Origin of the sequence: Faecalibacterium sp. 3, from assembly GCF_048323735.1 — a bacterium.
GTDB classification, from domain to species: Bacteria; Bacillota; Clostridia; order Oscillospirales; family Ruminococcaceae; genus Faecalibacterium; species Faecalibacterium wellingii.
In genome coordinates this window covers 2,516,128-2,535,101 of the sequence record NZ_JBLWFN010000001.1, presented here as the reverse complement: position 1 = coordinate 2,535,101, position 18,974 = coordinate 2,516,128, and the positions used below count along the sequence as shown (strand labels likewise).

The window sequence follows — 18,974 nt, the reverse complement described above, 5'->3', positions numbered from 1 at the left end:
TTCGGCGGGAAAACAAAACGCAGAAGGCGTACTTTCAACACAGTCCCGGGGTGAATCCGGCAAGGAAACACCGCACTTCACACAACAAAACTGGGTAATCTGACAAAAACGCATCCGACCCCTTGCATTGCAGGGGGCCGGATGTTATTATATTCACTGCAAGAACACTTGTGTTTGTGAGGTGAACAAGTTGGAACGCCGCTTTTATCTGGTGGACGCGCAGGTGCTGCCTGAGGTTTTTCTCAAGGTGGTACGCGCCAAAGAGCTTCTGGCCAGCGGGGAGGCACGCAGCATTTCCGCTGCTACCCGTGCAGTTGATCTTTCGCGCAGCGCTTTTTATAAGTATAAGGACTGCATCTTTGATTCCGAGAATGGCCGTGAAGTGATCACCGTCATGGCCACTCTGCGGGATGAGACCGGTGCGCTGCAGAGCCTGCTGGCAGGCATCAGCGCTGCAGGTGCCAGCATTGTGACCATCAACCAGTCCACGCCGGAAAACGGTGCAGCACTGGTGGCAGTCACCATCCGCACCGACACCATGCAGATGACTCCGGAAGAGCTGACCGAAAAGCTTTCGCGTCAGCGCATGGTGGTGGGTGTGCACTGCGGATACAATCTGTAAAGTAGATATCAAATCAGGAAAACTCAGGAAAACGAGGGAGAGCAACAATGGCTAAAATTGCAATTCTGGGCTTTGGCACGGTGGGCAGCGGCGTGTACGAGGTTTTGTGCCGCAACGCTGCGAGTGTCTCCCGCCGTGCAGGTGAGCCGGTAGAGGTCAAGTATATTCTGGACCCGAAGGATTTTTCCGGTCATCCGGCCGCAAACCTGTTTGTCAAGAACTTTGATGTCATTCTGGAAGACCCGGAGATCAGGGTGGTGGTGGAGACCATCGGCGGCACCCGCTTTGCCTACCCGTATGTAAAGGCCTGTCTTGAGAGCGGCCGCAGCGTGTGCACCTCCAACAAGGAAATGGTGGCTACCTACGGTGCCGAGCTGCTGGGCCTTGCCAAAGAGCACGGCTGTGCCTTCCTGTTCGAGGCTTCTGTGGGCGGCGGCACCCCCATCATTACGCCGATGCACCAGTGTCTGGCCGCGAACGTCATCACCGAGGTGGAGGGCATCGTGAACGGCACCACCAACTTCATGCTCACCAAGATGGTGCGCGAGGGTCTGGGCTTTGACGATGCACTGAAAATTGCGCAGGAGCTGGGCTACGCGGAGACCAAGGATCCCAGCGACGATGTGGATGGCCGCGATGCCTGCCGCAAGATCGCCATTCTGTCCTCGCTGGTCTGCGGCCACCAGATCTACCCCCAGAACATTCCCACCCGCGGCATCCGCGATATCACCGCCGCTGATGTGGCAGCAGCTGAAAAGCTGGGCTGTGTCATCAAGCTGATCGCATGGATGAAGCGCGGCAAGGACGGCAGTGTGGCGGCGGGTGTGGAGCCCTGTCTGGTGCCCAAGGCAAACCAGCTGGCCAGCGTGGACGATGTGTTCAACGCCGTGCTGGTCAAGGGCGATATGCTGGGCGATGTGGTGTTCTACGGCAAGGGTGCCGGCAAGCTGCCCACCGCCAGCGCCGTTGTGGCCGATGTGGTGGATGCCCTGAAGCATGGCGCCAAGGTGCACGACAGCCTGTTCTGGCAGCCCGCTGAGCCGGTGGACGGCATGCTCACCGATCCTGCTCCTGCCGCATATTATGTGCGTGTGGCAGGCATTGCTCCCGCAGTGGTGGAAGCTATCTACGGCTACGGCAAGGTGGTGGATGAGCGCTACGAGGGCTGCGCCTACTTTGTGGAGCGTGCCGACGACAAAGCCCTGTCCGAAGCGGCCCGCAAGGTGGAGGCCGTGGGCGGCAGCGTGAAGCTGGTGCTCAAGCGTCTGCCGGAAGAAAACTGATAACGGAAAAAGAAAGGTGCAGCGGCTATGAAGATCAAGGTTTCTGTCCCGGCCACCAGCGCGAACATCGGCTCCGGCTTTGATGCGCTGGGTCTGGCGGTGACGCTGTATAATACGGTCACCTTTGAAGACAGCGAGGTGCTGGATATCTCGTCTGCGGACGGTACCCGCATCCCGCGCGGTGAATCCAATCTGGTGTACCGCTCGGCAAAGGGCCTGTTTGAAAAAGTTGGCAAGCAGATCCCGCCCCTCAAGATCACCCAGACCAACCCCATTCCCATGGCCCGGGGTCTGGGCTCTTCTTCGGCCTGCATCATCGCGGGCCTGCTGGGTGCCAACCGGATGCTGGGCGATGTGCTCAACACCCAGGAGCTGCTCACGCTGGCCACCTCCATCGAGGGCCACCCCGATAACGTGGCCCCGGCCCTGCTGGGCGGTCTAACCAGCAGCGTGTTTGAGGAGGGCAAGGTGTACTCGGTCAAGCGCAATGTGGACGAAACACTGTGCTTTGCCGCCATCGTGCCGGACTACAAGCTGCTGACGGAAGCCGCCCGTGCGGCCCTGCCCAAAGAGGTCTCCCACAAGGATGCGGTATATAACCTTTCGCGTGCAGCGCTGGTGCCTGCCGCTTTCTGTGAGGGCAGACATGACCTGCTGGCCATTGCCACGGAGGATAAGCTGCACCAGCCCTACCGCATGCCGCTGATGCCGGGCTCCAAGGAAGTGTTCGACATGGCGCGCCTGTGTGGTGCAAAGGCGGTCTATGTTTCCGGTGCGGGCAGCACCGTGATGGCGGTGGCCGAAAAGGCTGAGGCCGAAAAGTTCTATTCCAAGCTGGAAAAGGGTCTGGAGCTTCTGGAAGGTCTGGACGGATGTGAAGCATTTACATTGCTGCGTTTGGATGCCGATAACACCGGCGCAACGGTGGAATGATAAATGGGATAGGGAAGTGCAAGGTTCTGCCTGCTGCTTCCACCCGGTGTACCCCTTTTGATCAAGGGACAAAAAGAGGAGAGTGACAAGATATGGCGTTGATCGTACAGAAGTTCGGCGGTTCTTCGGTGAAGGACCGTGACCGTATCTTCAACGTGGCACGCATTGTGGCAAATACCCACAACGCGGGCAATGACGTAGTTGTGGTGGTGTCCGCTCAGGGCGATACCACCGATGACCTGATCGCCAAGGCTGGGGAAATCACCCACAACCCTTCGGCTCGTGAAATGGATATGCTGCTGGCTACCGGCGAGCAGATCAGCATTTCGCTGCTGGCCATGGCGCTGAATGAGCTGGGCTGCCATGCCATCAGCCTGACCGGCTGGCAGGCAGGCTTCCGCACCGACCGCGCCTACACCAAGGCACGCATCAGCCGTCTGGAGACCGAGCGTATCTCCTCGGAGCTGGAGCGCAACCGTGTTGTTGTTGTAGCTGGCTTCCAGGGGCTGAACAAGCTGGACGACATCACCACTCTGGGCCGCGGCGGTTCCGACACCAGTGCGGTTGCCATTGCAGCAGCCCTGCACGCAGACCGCTGCCAGATCTATACCGATGTGGAAGGCGTTTACACTGCCGACCCGCGCAAGGTGCGCAACACCCGCAAGCTGGAGGAGATCACCTTTGACGAGATGCTGGAGCTGGCATCTCTGGGCGCACAGGTGCTGAACAACCGCAGCGTGGAACTGGCGAAGAAGTATAATGTGGAGCTGGAGGTGCTCTCCAGCCTGAATCCCGTGCCCGGTACGGTGGTCAAGGAGGTTACGAAAGACATGGAAGGTATGCTGATCAAGGGCGTCGCAAAGGACGCTGATGTTGCTGTTATCACGATTCTGAACGTTCCCGACGAGCCGGGCATGAGCTTCAAGATCTTCGGTCTGCTGGCACAGAAGAACATCAACGTGGACATCATCCTGCAGTCCACCGGCCGCGATGGCAAGAAGGATATCAGCTTTACCTGCTCTGAGGGCGAAGCCGATCTGGCCATGCGCGTGCTGAAGGAGAGCGCACACTTCAATGATGTGAGCGTGGACACCACCTGCGCAAAGGTCTCCATCGTGGGTGCCGGTATGCAGAGCCACAGCGGCGTTGCTTCCAAGATGTTCGAGGCAATGTCCAACAACAATATCAACATCAAAATGATCTCCACCAGCGAGATCAAGATCTCCTGCATCATCGACCGCGGGGATGCCGACAAGGCCGTTTCCGCCATCCACGATATGCTGTTTGACTGATTTGTAAAAAAATGAATTTTGTGCGCTGTACAGTTTCTTTGAGAGCTGTACGGCGCTCTTTTTGTTAACGGCCTCGCCCTCTCAGTCGTTTGCGCGACAGCTCTCCCAAAGGGCGAGCCTCTGGCGAAGAGAAAAACTTTCTGGTTCTGCCAAGGCCTCTCACTTTGGGAGAGGTGGACACGAACAGCGTGAGCGGACGGAGAGGGCAAGGCCGCTGACGAGGACGGTCATACTTATTTTACACTTCCGGCGTTTACACAAAATGCAAAGGGGTGTATAATATACACTGTATCTGTGCGGCGCAGCGCGCTGCAAATTCTGCCAAAGGAGCTGCAACGCACCATGGAACCAACCAGCAAAAAAACTGTAAAGCCCCGTATGACCCGTGAGCAATACATGCGCCGCAAGCGCCTGCGTCTGGCCCGCAACTGGGCGCTCCTGATCCTGATCTGTGCTGGCATCGTGGCTCTGATGACCCGGGGCATCCTCTGGCTGCTGCCCAAAGCAAACGCTCTGCTTGCCGGGCCCCGGAGCTTTGAAGCTGCCAGCTACAGCGGCACCGGCTACACCTTTGACGCCGACGATGCGCGGCTTGTACTGGTAAACGCCAATCTGCCCTTTGCCGGGGAACCGTCGCCGACCCTTGCCCCGGCCAATGAGGATGGCACCATCCAGCTGGAAGCGGAAGCTGCCGATGCCTACCGGCAGATGTCTGCCGCAGCGGCAGAGGATGGCGTTGCGCTGGTGCTGTCCGCAGGCTATCAGGACGCAGATGCCCGGACCGCAGCCTATGAGGCACAGAAGCAGCAGTATCTGGAAAAGGGCAAGACCGAGGAGGAAGCCGCCAGCCTGTCCGCAGACATCCAGCTGCCTGCGGAATGCAACGAGCATGGCACCGGTTATGCGGCGGATATCCTCAGCAGCGACTACCCGGACCGTGACACCGGCTTTGATACGACCCGCGCCTACGAGTGGCTGACCGCTTATGCCGCGGAATACGGCTTCATCCTGCGCTACCCGGAAGACCGGCAGGCCGCGACCGGTGTGGTGTTCGAGCCGTGGCACTGGCGGTATGTGGGTACAGAAAATGCCCTTGCCATCCGGGCCAGCGGCTTGAGTCTGGAAGAATTTCTTGCCTTGCAGAAGGCATCATAAAATAAAAAGCTCCCTGCAAAAGCAGGGCGGAGGAACAAATTGAAACGTACTCTCATTGCGCCGGGCGTGCACCTTTCCTGCGACCCGGCGGAAAAATTCAACCGCTGCCGCATCAGCATCCATTTTGCCTTTCCGGCAAAGCGGGAGACCGCTACGGCACATGCACTTTTGCCCCTTGTGATGGAGCGCGGCTATGCCGACTGCCCGGACATGACCCGACTGACCAAAAAGCTGGCCAAGCTCTACGGTGCAGATCTCACGGTGGATGCCCGGCCCATGGGCTGCAGCCACAATCTGTGCGTCAGCGTCACCGGCATCAAGGATAAATTTGCGCTGGAAGGCGAAGAACTGACGCGGGAATATGCATCCATTGCACTGGGCGCGGCCTTCCACCCCTATTTTGTGGGCGGGACCTTTGACCCGGAGGCTGTGGGCATTGAAAAGCAGATGCTGAAAAAGGCGCTGGAGGATGAGATCAACGATAAGCGTCTGTACTGCCTGCATCAGGCCAACCGGGAATTCTTTGGCGACAGCCCGGCAGGCGTGCGGCAGGAGGGCTATCTGGAAGAGGTGGACGACCTGACGCCGGAACAGCTCACCACGGCTTATTACGAGATGCTGCGGACCGCGAACATTGAGCTGCTTGTGCTGGGCTGCGACGCCGCGCAGACGGCAGCCGTGCGGGATGCCCTGCTGGCCGAACTTGCCGCCATCGACCGGGCTCCGCTGCCGCTGGCCGAGAACATTGCCATGCCGCGCCGCGAGCCTGTGCACAGGGTAGAAACCTACGATATGGTGCAGGCAAAGCTGTGTATGCTGTTCACGCTGGGCGAGCCCATGCGCACCGAACAGCTGGCAGCAGTCCGCCTTGCCATGGCGCTGTATGGCGGCAGCGTGACCAGCCGCCTGTTCCTGAATGTGCGCGAGCGTGACCATTTGTGTTACTACTGCTCGTCCTCGTTCCAGAGCTTTACCGGCAGCATGGCTGTGAACAGCGGCGTGGAGCACGCCGACGCTGCCCGCGCAGAGCAGGCTATCCTGAAGGAGCTGGCCGACCTGTGCAGCGGGCCCATCACCGATGAGGAGCTGGAGGACTGCCGCCGGGGACTGCTGAGCGGGATGCAGGGCGTGGAGGATACGCTGGGCGGCATTGAGACATGGTATTACATCGAGGTGCTGCGCAGCGGCGGCGACCCTGCCAAAGTCCAGACGCCCGCCGAGGCCCGCGCCGCCCTGCAGGCCGTGACCCGGGACGATGTGCGCACGATCCTGCGTAAGCTGACCCTCTCGGTCAGCTATCTGCTCACAAAGGAGGTGGACGCCCATGCCGCAGAATGATCAGACCCTGCTGGAAAAGACCGTGGCCGATCAGTGGAAGATCCTGCCCTCCGGCCTGACCGTCATCGTGCGGCCTATGCCGGGCTATTCCAGCACCCATGTCATTTTTGCCACCCGCTTTGGCTCCATCGACCGGGATTTCCGGCTGGACGGAAAAGAAGTGCACCTGCCCGCAGGCGTGGCACACTTCCTCGAGCACAAGATGTTCGAGGATCAGGACGGAGATGCCTTTGCAAAGTACGCAAAGACCGGCGCGAACGCCAATGCCTTCACCAGCTTTGACCGCACCTGCTATCTGTTCACCGCGACCCAGCAGCTGGACGAGAGTCTGGATGTGCTGCTGGGCATGGTGACCCACCCCTATTTTACCGAGCAGACCATCGCCAAGGAACAGGGCATCATCGGGCAGGAGATCAAGATGTACGATGACAGCCCGGACTGGCGGCTCATCACCGGCCTGTTCGAGTGCCTGTACCACAGCCACCCCATCCGCAGTGATATCGCGGGTACGGTGGAGAGCATTGCGGAAATTACGCCCGAAATGCTCTACGACAGCTGCAAAGCGTTCTATGCACCGGGCAACATGGTTCTGGCAGCGGCTGGCAATACCACCATGGAGCAAATTTTAGCCGCCTGCGAGCGCCATGGTCTGACGGAGCCCCGCACGGCAGAGGGTGTGCGGCGCCTTTGGACGCCGGAGCCCATGACGCTGGCCGCAGCGGAAAAAACGCTGAAGATGCCGGTGTCCAAGCCCTGCTTCGGCGTGGGCTTCAAGGAAGAGCCGCTGCCGTCCGGCGACCTGCGCACCGAAGCGCTGTATGATCTGATCCTGAGCTGCATCACCGGCGGCATGTCGCCGCTGTACCGCCGCCTGTACGACGAGAGTCTTGTGAACCCGGGCTTTGGCGGGGAAGTGCTGCGGGTGGACGGCTGCTGCTGCATCCTGTTCACCGGCGAGAGCGACGCCCCCGATGCCGTGAAGCAGATGCTTCTGGACGAGATCGCCCGCATCCGCGCAGAAGGCGTGGACCGGGAGATCTTTACCCTGTGCAAGAACGAAAAATACGGCCAGCTGATCGAAAACCTCGAAAATGTGGAGGATTCGGCCAGTCAGATGGCAGATTTTGCCCTTTCCGGCCAGACGGTGGCCCAGCAGATCGCCATGCTGGCGGGCCTGACCGCGGAGGATGCGGATGCAGCGCTGCAGCACATCCTCAGCACAGAGCGCATGGCTGTCATGTATATCCAGCCGGACGGCACTGCGCCGCTGGCAGAGGACGAGGAGGAAGCAGAATGACAAATCTGGTACAGTTCCCGGGCCTTGGCCTGAGCTTTGAGCTCAACCGCGTGGCCTTTTCCATCGGTGGATTCAGCATTTACTGGTATGGCGTGTGCATCGCGTTCGGCATCTGTCTGGCGCTGGTGTTCGCGTTCCGTCACAGCATCGAGTTCGGCGTGGACCCGGACAGCATGGTGGATGTGATCCTGATCGGCATCGTGCTGGGCATTGTCAGCGCCCGCGCCTACTATGTGGCCATGGCACCTTTTAAATATGAGAGCATCTGGGAGATGATCGCGGTCCGCGACGGTGGTCTGGCCATCTACGGCGGTATCATCGGCGGCTTTGTGTTCGGAGGCCTTGCCTGCAAATGGCGGGGCGTGCCGGTGCTGCCCATGTTCGACCTGACCGCCATGGGCTTTCTGCTGGGGCAGGGCTGCGGCCGCTGGGGCAACTTCTTCAATCAGGAGGCCTTCGGCTGCAATACCACCCTGCCGTGGGGCATGTACAGCGAGGCTACCAGAGCATACCTCATGGGCAGTACGGTCACAGCCCAGAGCGGCGTGACCATCGACCCGAACCTGCCGGTGCATCCTACCTTCCTGTATGAGAGCATCTGGTGCTTCGTGGGCTTTCTCCTGCTGTTCCGCTACATCAAAAAGCGCAGATTCAACGGCGACATCGCCCTGCGGTATATGATCTGGTACGGTGCAGGCCGCTTCTGGATCGAAGCACTGCGCACCGACAGTCTGATGCTGGTGCCTTCTATTGGACTGCGGGCGTCCCAGCTGGTGGCAGGCATCGCCGTGGTGGCCGGTGTGGCGGCAGAGATCTACTTTACCCATAAGTTCAAGGACAAACCCCTGATGGTGGAGCTGGCTTTGAACGCTGATAATAAAGCGGCCATGAAAAAGCTGGACGGGCCCATCGCCTTTGCAGGCAGCAAGACCCAGCTGCTGGCTTCCAGCCCGCGCAAGCTCTTTGTGGAGCGCACCGAAGCGTATAACGCCGAAGTAAAACGCACCATCGCGGAAAGCGGAAAGGCGGAAAAATAAAAAATCTTTCGGAAAGAGGAAAATTCCTCTTGCAATCCCGGCCTTTTTTTGCTATACTATTCTAGCCGCGTGGTGTGGGCGCCTGAAATGGCCCAGTGTAAGGGCCTGCCTTTACGACCAGCGAGTACAACGAAAAGGAATGAACAAAATGTACGCAATCATTGTTACCGGCGGTAAGCAGTACCGCGTGGAGCAGGGCGACATCGTCTACATCGAAAAGCTGGACGTTGAGGCCGACTCCGAAGTGAAGTTTGATCAGGTTCTCGCTATTGGCGAGGAGGGTTCTGTGAAGGTTGGCGCTCCTGTTGTTGAGGGTGCTACCGTTTCTGCTAAGGTCATCAAGAATGGCAAGGGCAAGAAGCTGAACATCATCACCTATCGCGCAAAGAAGCACAGTGCTCGCCGTATGGGCCATCGTCAGCCCTTCACCAAGGTTGAGATCACTGCGATCAACGGCTAAGGAGGTAAATTACAATGGCACATAAAAAGGGCGTAGGCAGCACCAAGAACGGCCGCGATTCCGCAGCACAGCGTCTGGGCACCAAGCGTGCAGACGGTCAGTTCGTTCTGGCCGGCAACATCCTGGTTCGTCAGCGTGGCACCCATATCATGCCGGGTGAGAACGTTGGCAAGGGCAGCGATGATACCCTGTTTGCTCTGGTGGACGGTACCGTCCGTTTTGAGCGCGTGGGCAAGAACGGCAAGAAGTGCAGCGTCAAGCAGTAACTTCTTTCGGATAACTGCAAAACGTAGAGAGCCGGACCCTCGTGGCCCGGCTCTTTTTGATGAAAAGAACCCTCTCAGGCCGCGCTCTGGCGCGTCCAGCTCTCCCGAGGGGCGAGCTGAATAGAGGTAAAAACTAAGGAGGGGCTGTATGGCAGCACAAACCAACTTTATCGACATCGCCACGATATGGCTCCACGCGGGCAAGGGCGGCGACGGTGCGGTGAGCTTTCACCGTGAAAAATTCGTGGCCGCTGGCGGCCCGGACGGCGGCGATGGCGGCCGTGGCGGCGACATTATTTTTGTGGTGGACGATCACCTGACCACCCTGATGGACTTCCGCTATAAGCGCAAGTATGTGGCCCCGGAGGGCGGCAAGGGCGGCGCCAGCCTGTGCCACGGCAAAAACGCGGAGAACCTTGTCATCAAGGTGCCGCTGGGCACCGTCATCAAGGACGCCGAGAGCGGCCTTGTCATTGCGGATCTGTCCGACCACACCCCTGTCACCATCGCAAAGGGCGGCCGCGGCGGTTACGGCAATGCGCATTTTGCCACGCCCACCCGCCAGATCCCCAAGTTTGCAAAGCCCGGTATGCCCGGCGAGGACATTCAGGTGACGCTGGAGCTGAAACTGATCGCCGATGTGGGCCTGATCGGCTTCCCCAATGTGGGCAAGTCCACCCTCATCTCCACCATCAGCGCAGCCAAGCCCAAGATCGCAAACTACCACTTCACCACGCTGGTGCCCACGCTGGGTGTCGTATCCGTGGCAGAGGGCGCAAGCTTTGTCTGCGCCGATATCCCCGGCCTGATCGAGGGTGCCAGCGAGGGCATCGGTCTGGGCCACGACTTCCTGCGCCATGTGGAGCGCTGCCGCCTGCTGCTGCATGTGGTGGACGTCTCCGGCAGCGAGTGCCGTGAGCCCATCGAGGATTTTGAAAAAATCAACGAGGAACTGGCAAAGTTCAGCCCTGTGCTGGCTGAGCGTCCGCAGATCGTCATTGGCAACAAGTGCGATCTGGCCACCGAGGAGCAGATCGAAGCTTTCCGCAAGTATGTGGAAGCCAAGGGTCTGACCTTCGTGCCCATCTCTGCCGCCACCATGCAGGGCGTCCGGGAGCTGCCGGGCCTCGTGTATAACCGCCTGAAGGATATCCCGCCGGTGCCGGTGTTTGCTCCCGAGTACAAGAAGCCCGAACCCAAGGCCAACGACCGTGCGTTTGAGATCAAGCGCATGGAAGCCCATGTATGGAGCGTGGAAGCCCCGTGGCTGGAATACATTCTGGCCGGCAGCAATGTGGACGACTACGAAAGCCTGCAGTTCTTCCAGCGTCAGCTGGGAGAGAGCGGCATTCTGGATGCTCTGGTGGAAAAGGGCGTGCAGGAGAACGATACCATCCTCATCGGCGATTACCAGTTCGATTATATCTTCTAAGAGGTCACTATGAACGAATCAGAAAAGATCGACCCGCGGGAGCTCAGCCCGTTGGCGCTGGCCTTTGTAGGTGACAGCGTGCTGGAACTGCTGGTGCGTCAGCGGCTGGTGGAGCACCACCGCCTGTCTGCCGGAAAGCTCAACGCAGAAAAGGTCAAATATGTTTCGGCCCGGGCACAGTTCCGGGAGGAGCAGCTGCTGGAGCCGCTGTTCACCGAGGACGAACTGGCTGTGTTCAAGCGGGGCCGCAACGCCAGCAAGGCCAGTGTGGCAAAGCATGCATCCCCTGAGGAATACCGCGCTTCCACCGGTTTCGAGTGCCTGCTGGGCTGGCTGTATCTGAATGGTCAGCTGAGCCGTGTGCATGAGCTGTTTGATACGCTCTGGCAGCAGTTTGACCCCAACGACAAGTAAGTAAACATGCGAAAGCCCGCTGCTTTCCGCACTGGAAAACAGTGCCGGAGGGCAGCGGGCTTTGCGGTTTGAGAGAAAGGTCAAAGGGTGCACGTCTGTGGTCCGTCAGGCGCGCAGGGCAGCGTTAGCGGCTGTTTCTGGCGTTGCTGGAACGGCTGTTCGTGGAGTTTTTGGCACTTTCGTCGTCAGCGCCCTTGGTGTACTGGTTGGGGTGCTTGTGCTCGTTGGTGGCGCTGTTGGAGGTCTGATTGCTGGTGCGGTTGGAAGTCTGGTTGGACGTACGGTTCGAGGTCTGATTCTTGCAGTTATTGCTGCGGTTTTCGGTTGCCATAGTGAATGATCTCCTTTCGGTTTTCCGTGCGGGGCGGTGTGCCCCTCACAAGACCTAGTTTGGCCGCAGACGGCGGCTTTATACATCCCACAGGAGGATTGCAGAATGCCTACAGAATATTTTGAGCAGCGGGAGCGTGCCCTGTTGGGAGAGCGGTTCGACGCACTGTACGCGGCCCCGCAGGAGACCGCCGAGCGCGGCGTGACGGTCTCGGCCCTGCGCACGACGCCGGAGCAGTTCGCCGCAAAGGCAGACTTTTCGCTGGAAGCATCACCCTTTTGCAAGGCGGCATTTGTGGTGCACCAGCCGGACTTTAAGCCCGGGCGGCATCCGTACCACCATGCGGGCGTGTTTTACTCGCAGGAGCCGTCGGCGTCCTCGGCAGCGCCGCTGCTGGGCGTGCGGCCCGGGATGCGCGTGCTGGACATGTGTGCAGCCCCCGGCGGCAAAAGCAGTCAGCTGGCGGCGGCATTGCAGGGGCGCGGTGTGCTGGTGAGCAACGAATATGTTGCGGCCCGTGCGGATATCCTGAAAAGCAATCTGGAACGCATGGGCGTGTCCAATGCGGTGGTGCTCAATGAGTCGCCCGCCCGCATTGCGGACGCTCTGCCGGAGTTTTTTGACCGTGTTCTGGTGGATGCACCCTGTTCCGGCGAGGGCATGTTCCGCAAGGAGCCGGTGGCTCGTCAGCAGCACTGTGAAGCGCTGGTGAAGCAGTGTGCTGAGCTGGGCACGGAAATTCTGGACTGTGCAGCTGCCGTGCTGGCCCCGGGCGGGCAGCTGGTTTATTCCACCTGCACCTTTGCGCCGGAGGAGGACGAGGGACAGGTGGCGGCATTCCTGCAGCGCCACCCGGAGTTCACACTTGCAGATGCCTTGGGAAATGTGGACTACACCTTTGGCAGCGAGGGCGAAGCCAACCGCACCGGCGATCTGCCGCTGGATGTGAGCAAGGTGCGGCGCATCTGGCCCTGTCAGGGCGGCGAGGGGCATTTTATGGCAAGGCTTATCAAGGCAGGCACGCCCCGCGCCCTGCCGCCGGAAGGAGAATACACCCCGGAGGAGCAGCTCTGGCTGACCGCAGCGGAAGCCGCAGGCAAAAAGGCCAAGGGAAAGAACGGCAAGACTGCCAAGACCCCGGACGCCCGCAGCGCCCGCCGCGAGAATGCCCGCGCCTGCCGTGAGGCGGTGCAGGGCAGCAAGCGCAGCCGCGAAGCACAGGCAGGGGAGACAAGCCCTGCCCAGAGCCTTGCAGCGTGGCATGAATTTGCCGGGCAGTATTTCCCGGCGCTGGCAGACCGCCCGGCTGTGGTGCATGGCGGCGGTGTGCTGCTGCCGGTGCCCTTCCCGCAGACGAACCTGCATGTGTTGCGGGCGGGCGTGTTCGTGGGCAGCGTGCAGAAGGGCCGCTTTGTGCCGGAGCACCACCTGTTCACGGCGTTCGGCGCGCAGTGTACGAACTGCGAGCAGCTGACCCTTGCCGACCCGCGCACGACAGAGTACCTTTCCGGCCATGAGGTGGAGGCCCGCACTGCCGCAGACGGCTGGTGCTGTGTGACGGTGGACGGCTGGCCGCTGGGCGGCGGCAAGGTGTCCGGCGGGCGGGTGAAAAACCACTACCCCAAGGCCCTGCGGCTGCTGTAAACAGGCAGAAAAAGCGCATTTTTCCCTACGATCCGCCGAAAACCGGGCCGATAAGACTTGAACGCTCTGCCCGGTTGTGCTACAATAATAGAGTTAGATTTTGTGTGCTGCCACAATGCGGGCGACCACAGCCCGTCTGCCCGCAGGCGGAGATTTGAGAATATACAGGAGGCTCTTTCCCATGTCTGGACATAGCAAATGGAACAATATTAAGCGCAAGAAGGAAAAGACCGACGGCGCAAAGGCGAAGGTCTTTACCAAGATCGGCCGCGAGATCAGCGTTGCCGTCCGTACCGGCGGCCCGAACCCTGCTTCCAACAGCAAGCTGGCTGACCTGATCGCCAAGGCAAAGCGCATGAGCGTGCCCAACGATAACATCCAGCGCATCATCAAGAAGGCTGAGGGCGGCGATAAGACCGAGTACGAAGCAATCACCTACGAAGGCTACGGCCCCGGCGGCGTTGCCGTTATGGTGGAGACCCTGACCGACAACCGCAACCGTACCGCTGCCGATCTGCGTCACTACTTCGACAAGAACGGCGGCAATCTGGGTGCTATGGGCTGCGTGGGCTTCCTGTTCAGCCAGAAGGGTGTCATTGATATCTCTCTGGAAGATAAGGATGCCGACGAGGCTATGATGGATGCTCTGGATGCCGGTGCCGAGGACTTCGACGCCAGCGAGGATGCAGCTGAGATCACCACCGATCCCGAGAACTACTCTGCCGTGGTCAAGGCCATGGAGGAGAAGGGCTACGAGATCCTGTCCGACGATCTGGCTATGGTGCCCATGACCACCACCCGCCTGACCGACCCCGATCAGCTGAAGCTGATGGGCAAGCTGCTGGATGCGCTGGAAGACAATGATGACGTCCAGAACGTCTGGCACAGCCTGGAGAACGAAGAGGACCTGCCGGAATAAGCTTCCGCAAGGCTCTTTGCTTCTGAAATAAGACGATAAAAAGCCGCTTTTTGTGCTGCGAGGCACGAAAGGCGGCTTTTTTGTGCTGTGTTGTGGAATGAAGGTCGGCCCGATATCTTCGCTGAGCAATAAAAATCCCCCGCCGGCAAGGCATACCGGCGGGGGAAAGGGGGGAGAGCGACTATCTTAAAAGATCAATGCACGCTTGCGAGGAACCGCACAAAGCCTGCACGGCCAGCCTCGTCCAGCTTGTAGACGCCGGCATCGGCGAGGACTTCGGCGAACACCTGACCGATCTCATCCTGCAGGATGGGGTGCACATTGTCGGCGCTGAGCTCCGGGTGACGGGCAAGGATGTCCTCGGCCCACTCGGCATGCTTCTGCAGCTCTTCGGGGTACTGGGCTGCAGGTGTGCGGGAGACCAGCACATCGGCAAGCTCAGCCATTTCCTTTTTCAGGCGGCTGGGCAGCACGGCAAGGCCCATGACCTCGATCAGACCGATGTTCTCCTTTTTGATGTGGTGCAGCTTTGCATGAGGGTGGAACACGCCCAGCGGATGCTCCGGGGTGGTGATGTTGTTGCGCAGCACCAGATCCAGCTGGTATCTGCCGTCCCGCATCCGGGCGATGGGGGTGATGGTGTTGTGGGGTTCGCCGTCCGTCTCGGCAAAGACAAAGCAGCTCTCGTCAGAATAGCCGCGCCATGCGGTCAGGATCTTGTCCGCCAGCTCCACAAGGCGGCTGTCGTCCTCACTTGTCAGGCGGATGCAGCTCATGGGCCAGTGCACGATACCGGCATCCACGTCCTCAAAACCGGGGAACACCCACTTCTTTTCAATGGGAGCCTTGGCCATGGCAAACTCGTAATGACCGCCCTGAAAATGGTCGTGGCTCAGGATGCTGCCGCCCACGATGGGCAGGTCGGCGTTGCTGCCCACAAAATAGTGGGGGAACAGGCCCACGAAGTCCAGCAGCTTGCGGAAGGTGGCACGCTCGATCTTCATGGGGGTGTGCAGATTATTGAACACGATGCAGTGCTCGTTGTAGTAGACGTAAGGGCTGTACTGCAGGTTCCACGCGCTGTCGTTGATGGTGAGCGGGATGATGCGGTGGTTCTCGCGGGCGGGGTGGTTCATGCGGCCTGCATAGCCCTCGTTCTCAGCGCAGAGCTGGCACTTGGGATAGGCGCTCTGGGGGGCCAGCTTTGCGGCGGCAATGGCCTTGGGGTCCTTCTCCGGCTTGGAGAGGTTGATGGTGATGTCCAGATCACCGTAGGAGGTCTTGGTGACCCATTTCAGATCCCGCTTGATGCGGTAGCGGCGGATATAATCGGTATCCTGACTGAACTTATAAAACCAGTCGGTAGCGGCCTGCGGGCCTTCGTTTTCGTAGCGCTCCTCAAAATTGGCGCGCACGATGCTGGGACGCGGAGTCAGCACACCCATGAGTTTGGTGTCGAACAAATCGCGGGCGGTAGAATTATCCTCGCACACGCCGCGGGCTGCGGCGTCGTCCACCAACGTTTTCAGGATGCTTTCCAGATCAGTGTAGCACACCTCACCCTCGGGTGCCGTAAAATCGTCCAGCTGCATGGTCATGAGCAGCTGGTTGCGGATATAGATTTCGTCATCGGGCAGGATGAGCCCGGTGTCCAGCCCGTAATTCACGAGCTGCTGGATGGCAGTAGAGATCACAGGACAGCGCCTCCTTCGGGACGGATGCTCAGCACATGGCAGCGGCCCTCGCCGAGGATGGCCTCCATGTTTTTCTTGAAATCAGCCAACATTTCCACCGGCACAAAAGCCTGAGCGGTACCGGCAAAGCCGCCGCCATGCACGCGGACCGCGCCCTTGCCGTTCAGGTAATGCTTGGCGGCAGCAATGGTCACGCCCATTTCCTGATGCTCCTTATACCCGGCGGGGATGACGTTCTGCAGGTATTCCCAGCTGCTGTGGCCGGATTCGCTGACCAGACGCAGGAAAGTGCCGAAATCACCCTCGCGCAGAGCAGCGACCTGTTTTGCCACACGGTCGTTGTCGGCATAAATATGGAAGGCACGCAGCACCGCGCGGTCGCCGCACTGCCTGCGGCATTCCGGCAGCTTTGCAAGGAAGGTCTCGAAGGGCACATCCCGCAGCACCTCGCCGCCGCACACAGCGGCCACAGCGCGGCATTCGGCGGGGACGGCGGCGTATTCGTCGGTCAGGTCAGCATGGTCTGCGCAGGAGTCCAGAATGCACAGCGCAAGACCGGCCTTGGAGAAATCCACCGGCACCGGCTCCACATCGGGGTGGGCAGGGTCGGCAAAATCGATGGTGATGATGTTGCCCACGCTGGAAGCCATCTGATCCATCAGGCCGCAGGGCTTGCCAAAGTAGACATTTTCTGCCCACTGGCCGATCTGCGCGATCTCGATGGGGGAGACCTTATCGGTCATGAAGCAGTCGTTCAGAATGACGCCGATCAGCACCTCGAAGGCGGCAGAGGAAGAAACGCCGCTGCCCTTGGGCACGTTGGAAGAAATGTACACATCCAGGCCGGCCAGCTCTGCGCCGCGCTGACGGAACGCCTCACACTCGCCGCGCAGAAGGGAGATGGTGGTGTTTTCCTCTTCCTTACGGGCGGTCAGGTCGTCAAGGCTGATAATGCACAGGTCGTAGCCCTCGCTCTGCACACGCAGCTGGTTCAGGCTGTTGGGCGCGGCGGCGGCGATCATATCAATGTTCACACTGCCGGCCAGAACGCGGCCGTGCTGGTGGTCGGTGTGGTTGCCACCGATCTCGGTGCGGCCGGGTGCGCTGTAAAGGCCGGCTTCGGCATGGGGGCCAAAGGTGGTCTCCAGACCGTTCAGGGCTGCTTCGTAGCGGGCAGCCTGCGGGGCGGTCTCTTCGGGTGCACAGCAGTACAGCGATGCCAAACGGGCAGCGTGTGCGCCGCTGGAAAGCTCCTGCTTCCATGCGGAAACAGATTTCATCATAGGATAGTCCTCCTTTTGAGCGGGTTGGAACTGCAAGTACAGGGCAGCATACAGGACGCTCTGCACACTTCTGCCTTTATCATATAAAATCCGGACGAAAAAAACCATGTGTTATTGTTGCATCTGAATGAAAAGTTGCAAAAAGTATAAAATCCGGCATCGGAAGGGAAATAGACGATTGAAATAAAATCGATTTAGAAACGGAAAAACCATTGTGGAAAACGCCTGTGAATCGGGTGCTTTGCGCAAGGTGGACAAACACTGCACGGCATGGAGATTTGCGTCGGACAGATGGATCGATGCCGTTGACAGCCATGACCCTTCCGGTGAAATGAAAAAGCCGGGGCTGCTGCACATCGTCTGGTGCAGCAGCCCCGGCCTCCTATGATAAAAGATCCCGCCTGAGCGGTTATTTTGCAAAGTCGCTGCCGGTCAGGCCGTCCATGTTCAGCATTCCTTCCAGTGCAGCCACATCGGCGGAGACATCCAGCGCGTCGGACTGGAACAGCTTGTCCAGCTGGTTTTCAAAGGCGGTCACCAGCAGGTCCATGCTGCGCTCGATGTTCTTTTTGGCATCGGCGATGTTTTCGCCCTGCACATCCTGCGCGGGAAGGCTGGCGTAGGTGTTCAGCAGCTTGAGAGCAGTGGGCAGATAGTAGTCCATGAATTTCTGCAGCTGCGCCTTTTTGCCGGGGTCCTGCTTTGCCAGCTCAAAGATGCGGGCGCTGACCGCTTCCAGACGGCTGATCTTGGCGGTCATCACCGGGTCAGGAATGGCATCGTTGGCCTGCCGCAGCTGCTGCAGAAGGGCGGCGTACTGGTCCGCTGGTTCCGGTGCGGGCTTCGGTTCCGGCTGCTTGGGCGGCTGGGGCGCAGCACCGCGCACCACAAGGGTAGCGGTGCGGTTGTCGATGTAGGCGTCGGCACCGAAGTAACCGTGAGAAATGGCGCTTTCCACCGCAGCACGCCCCTTTGCGGCATCGATGCCTGCGGCGGCAAACAGCTCGTCCAGCGGGATGTTGTCGCGGTCGCCTGCGATCTTGTCCAGCAGGCGTTCCAGCTTGCGGGTGCGGTCCATGCGCAGACCGGTCAGCAGAGCAGCGCCGCCGCCCAGCATCTGGGCGATGGCTGTAAACGCCTCCATCATGCTGTCAGCACCATCCATGAACAGGGTGCTGAAGCCCGCGAACAGAAAGACGGCACCGCCGATGGTGCACAGGGTGGTAAGGAGCTTGTGCCGCTCCTTGGCATCCTTCTGCTCTTTGGTGGGAACATCGTGGCCGTAAGTTGGCTCGGTTTCCTGCCGGGGTGCCGTCTGCGCAGGGGCGGGGCCGAGGTCGGAACGATAGTCTGCCTGCGCCTGTGCAGCGGCTTGTTCTTCTTTTTCGGCGTTTTTGTCGATGCTTTTTAAGATGAACAGCAGCACGCCCAGCGGTGCCGACATGGCAAACACAATAAAAATGGCAATGGTAGGGATATGCGCAAAATAGTGCTTCTTTGGCTGCATGGATAAGACCTCTCAATGTATCAAAAACAGTTCAAAACAGAAAAAGACCGCGTTCCACTCTATTATA

At 59.6% G+C, this 18,974-nt stretch carries 18 protein-coding genes; 14 read left to right on the top strand and 4 right to left on the bottom strand.

The features are described 5' to 3' along the window. Positions 1–181: 181 nt before the first annotated feature. From ACNSPV_RS11975 to ACNSPV_RS11920, 12 genes are all read left to right on the top strand, one after another. Positions 182–622 (top strand): ACT domain-containing protein, encoded by a 441-nt coding sequence (locus ACNSPV_RS11975; RefSeq protein ID WP_005945891.1) that lies wholly within the window; start codon positions 182–184, stop codon positions 620–622. Between the two features lie 47 nt (positions 623–669). Further along, entirely contained in the window at positions 670–1,905 is a 1,236-nt protein-coding gene (locus ACNSPV_RS11970; protein WP_249236912.1) for a homoserine dehydrogenase, read from the top strand. Between the two features lie 27 nt (positions 1,906–1,932). Further along, positions 1,933–2,838, top strand: a complete 906-nt coding sequence (thrB, locus tag ACNSPV_RS11965) for a homoserine kinase (RefSeq protein WP_249236910.1) — start codon at positions 1,933–1,935, stop codon at positions 2,836–2,838. Between the two features lie 92 nt (positions 2,839–2,930). Beyond that, positions 2,931–4,130, top strand: a complete 1,200-nt coding sequence (locus tag ACNSPV_RS11960; protein ID WP_348583231.1) for an aspartate kinase — start codon at positions 2,931–2,933, stop codon at positions 4,128–4,130. A 342-nt stretch (positions 4,131–4,472) separates the two neighbouring features. After that, the gene (locus ACNSPV_RS11955; protein WP_348583232.1) at positions 4,473–5,285 is read left to right on the top strand and encodes a M15 family metallopeptidase; all 813 of its coding nucleotides are present in this window, start codon (positions 4,473–4,475) and stop codon (positions 5,283–5,285) included. 39 nt (positions 5,286–5,324) lie between these two features. Then, on the top strand, positions 5,325–6,623 hold the full coding sequence (locus ACNSPV_RS11950) for a M16 family metallopeptidase (protein WP_348583233.1): 1,299 nt from the start codon (positions 5,325–5,327) through the stop codon (positions 6,621–6,623). Beyond that, entirely contained in the window at positions 6,610–7,920 is a 1,311-nt protein-coding gene (yfmH, locus tag ACNSPV_RS11945; RefSeq protein WP_348583234.1) for an EF-P 5-aminopentanol modification-associated protein YfmH, read from the top strand. Before ACNSPV_RS11950 ends, yfmH begins: the two co-directional genes overlap by 14 nt. Beyond that, positions 7,917–8,957, top strand: coding sequence for a prolipoprotein diacylglyceryl transferase (gene lgt, locus ACNSPV_RS11940; protein WP_348583235.1), 1,041 nt, complete (start codon positions 7,917–7,919; stop codon positions 8,955–8,957). The genes yfmH and lgt overlap by 4 nt, the downstream gene beginning before the upstream one ends. A 148-nt stretch (positions 8,958–9,105) precedes the next feature. After that, entirely contained in the window at positions 9,106–9,417 is a 312-nt protein-coding gene (gene rplU / locus ACNSPV_RS11935) for a 50S ribosomal protein L21 (protein WP_120120768.1), read from the top strand. Between the two features lie 14 nt (positions 9,418–9,431). Continuing rightward, the gene (rpmA, locus tag ACNSPV_RS11930; RefSeq protein WP_097800350.1) at positions 9,432–9,683 is read left to right on the top strand and encodes a 50S ribosomal protein L27; all 252 of its coding nucleotides are present in this window, start codon (positions 9,432–9,434) and stop codon (positions 9,681–9,683) included. 148 nt (positions 9,684–9,831) lie between these two features. Next, positions 9,832–11,115: a GTPase ObgE gene (obgE, locus tag ACNSPV_RS11925; protein ID WP_348583237.1), complete on the top strand. Its 1,284-nt coding sequence runs from the start codon at positions 9,832–9,834 to the stop codon at positions 11,113–11,115. 9 nt (positions 11,116–11,124) lie between these two features. Further along, the gene (locus ACNSPV_RS11920; RefSeq protein ID WP_348583238.1) at positions 11,125–11,529 is read left to right on the top strand and encodes a Mini-ribonuclease 3; all 405 of its coding nucleotides are present in this window, start codon (positions 11,125–11,127) and stop codon (positions 11,527–11,529) included. 124 nt (positions 11,530–11,653) lie between these two features. Here the strand turns inward: ACNSPV_RS11920 and ACNSPV_RS11915 are convergent, their stop codons facing one another. After that, complete coding sequence (locus tag ACNSPV_RS11915; protein ID WP_249236901.1) at positions 11,654–11,860, bottom strand: hypothetical protein; 207 nt, start codon at positions 11,858–11,860, stop codon at positions 11,654–11,656. A 105-nt stretch (positions 11,861–11,965) separates the two neighbouring features. Here ACNSPV_RS11915 and ACNSPV_RS11910 point away from each other — a divergent pair, with 105 nt between their 5' ends. Further along, a complete protein-coding gene (locus ACNSPV_RS11910) occupies positions 11,966–13,504 on the top strand; it encodes an RsmB/NOP family class I SAM-dependent RNA methyltransferase (protein ID WP_348583240.1) in 1,539 nt (512 codons plus the stop codon). 181 nt (positions 13,505–13,685) lie between these two features. Then, the gene (locus ACNSPV_RS11905) at positions 13,686–14,423 is read left to right on the top strand and encodes a YebC/PmpR family DNA-binding transcriptional regulator (protein WP_044954219.1); all 738 of its coding nucleotides are present in this window, start codon (positions 13,686–13,688) and stop codon (positions 14,421–14,423) included. A 194-nt stretch (positions 14,424–14,617) separates the two neighbouring features. On the opposite strand, the gene galT is transcribed toward ACNSPV_RS11905, so the two are convergent. From galT to ACNSPV_RS11890, 3 genes are all read right to left on the bottom strand, one after another. After that, a complete protein-coding gene (gene galT, locus ACNSPV_RS11900; RefSeq protein ID WP_348583241.1) occupies positions 14,618–16,117 on the bottom strand; it encodes a UDP-glucose--hexose-1-phosphate uridylyltransferase in 1,500 nt (499 codons plus the stop codon). Beyond that, complete coding sequence (locus tag ACNSPV_RS11895; RefSeq protein WP_348583242.1) at positions 16,114–17,400, bottom strand: galactokinase; 1,287 nt, start codon at positions 17,398–17,400, stop codon at positions 16,114–16,116. Before ACNSPV_RS11895 ends, galT begins: the two co-directional genes overlap by 4 nt. 409 nt (positions 17,401–17,809) lie before the next feature. Next, on the bottom strand, positions 17,810–18,907 hold the full coding sequence (locus tag ACNSPV_RS11890; RefSeq protein WP_348583243.1) for a 5-bromo-4-chloroindolyl phosphate hydrolysis family protein: 1,098 nt from the start codon (positions 18,905–18,907) through the stop codon (positions 17,810–17,812). Positions 18,908–18,974 lie beyond the last annotated feature (67 nt).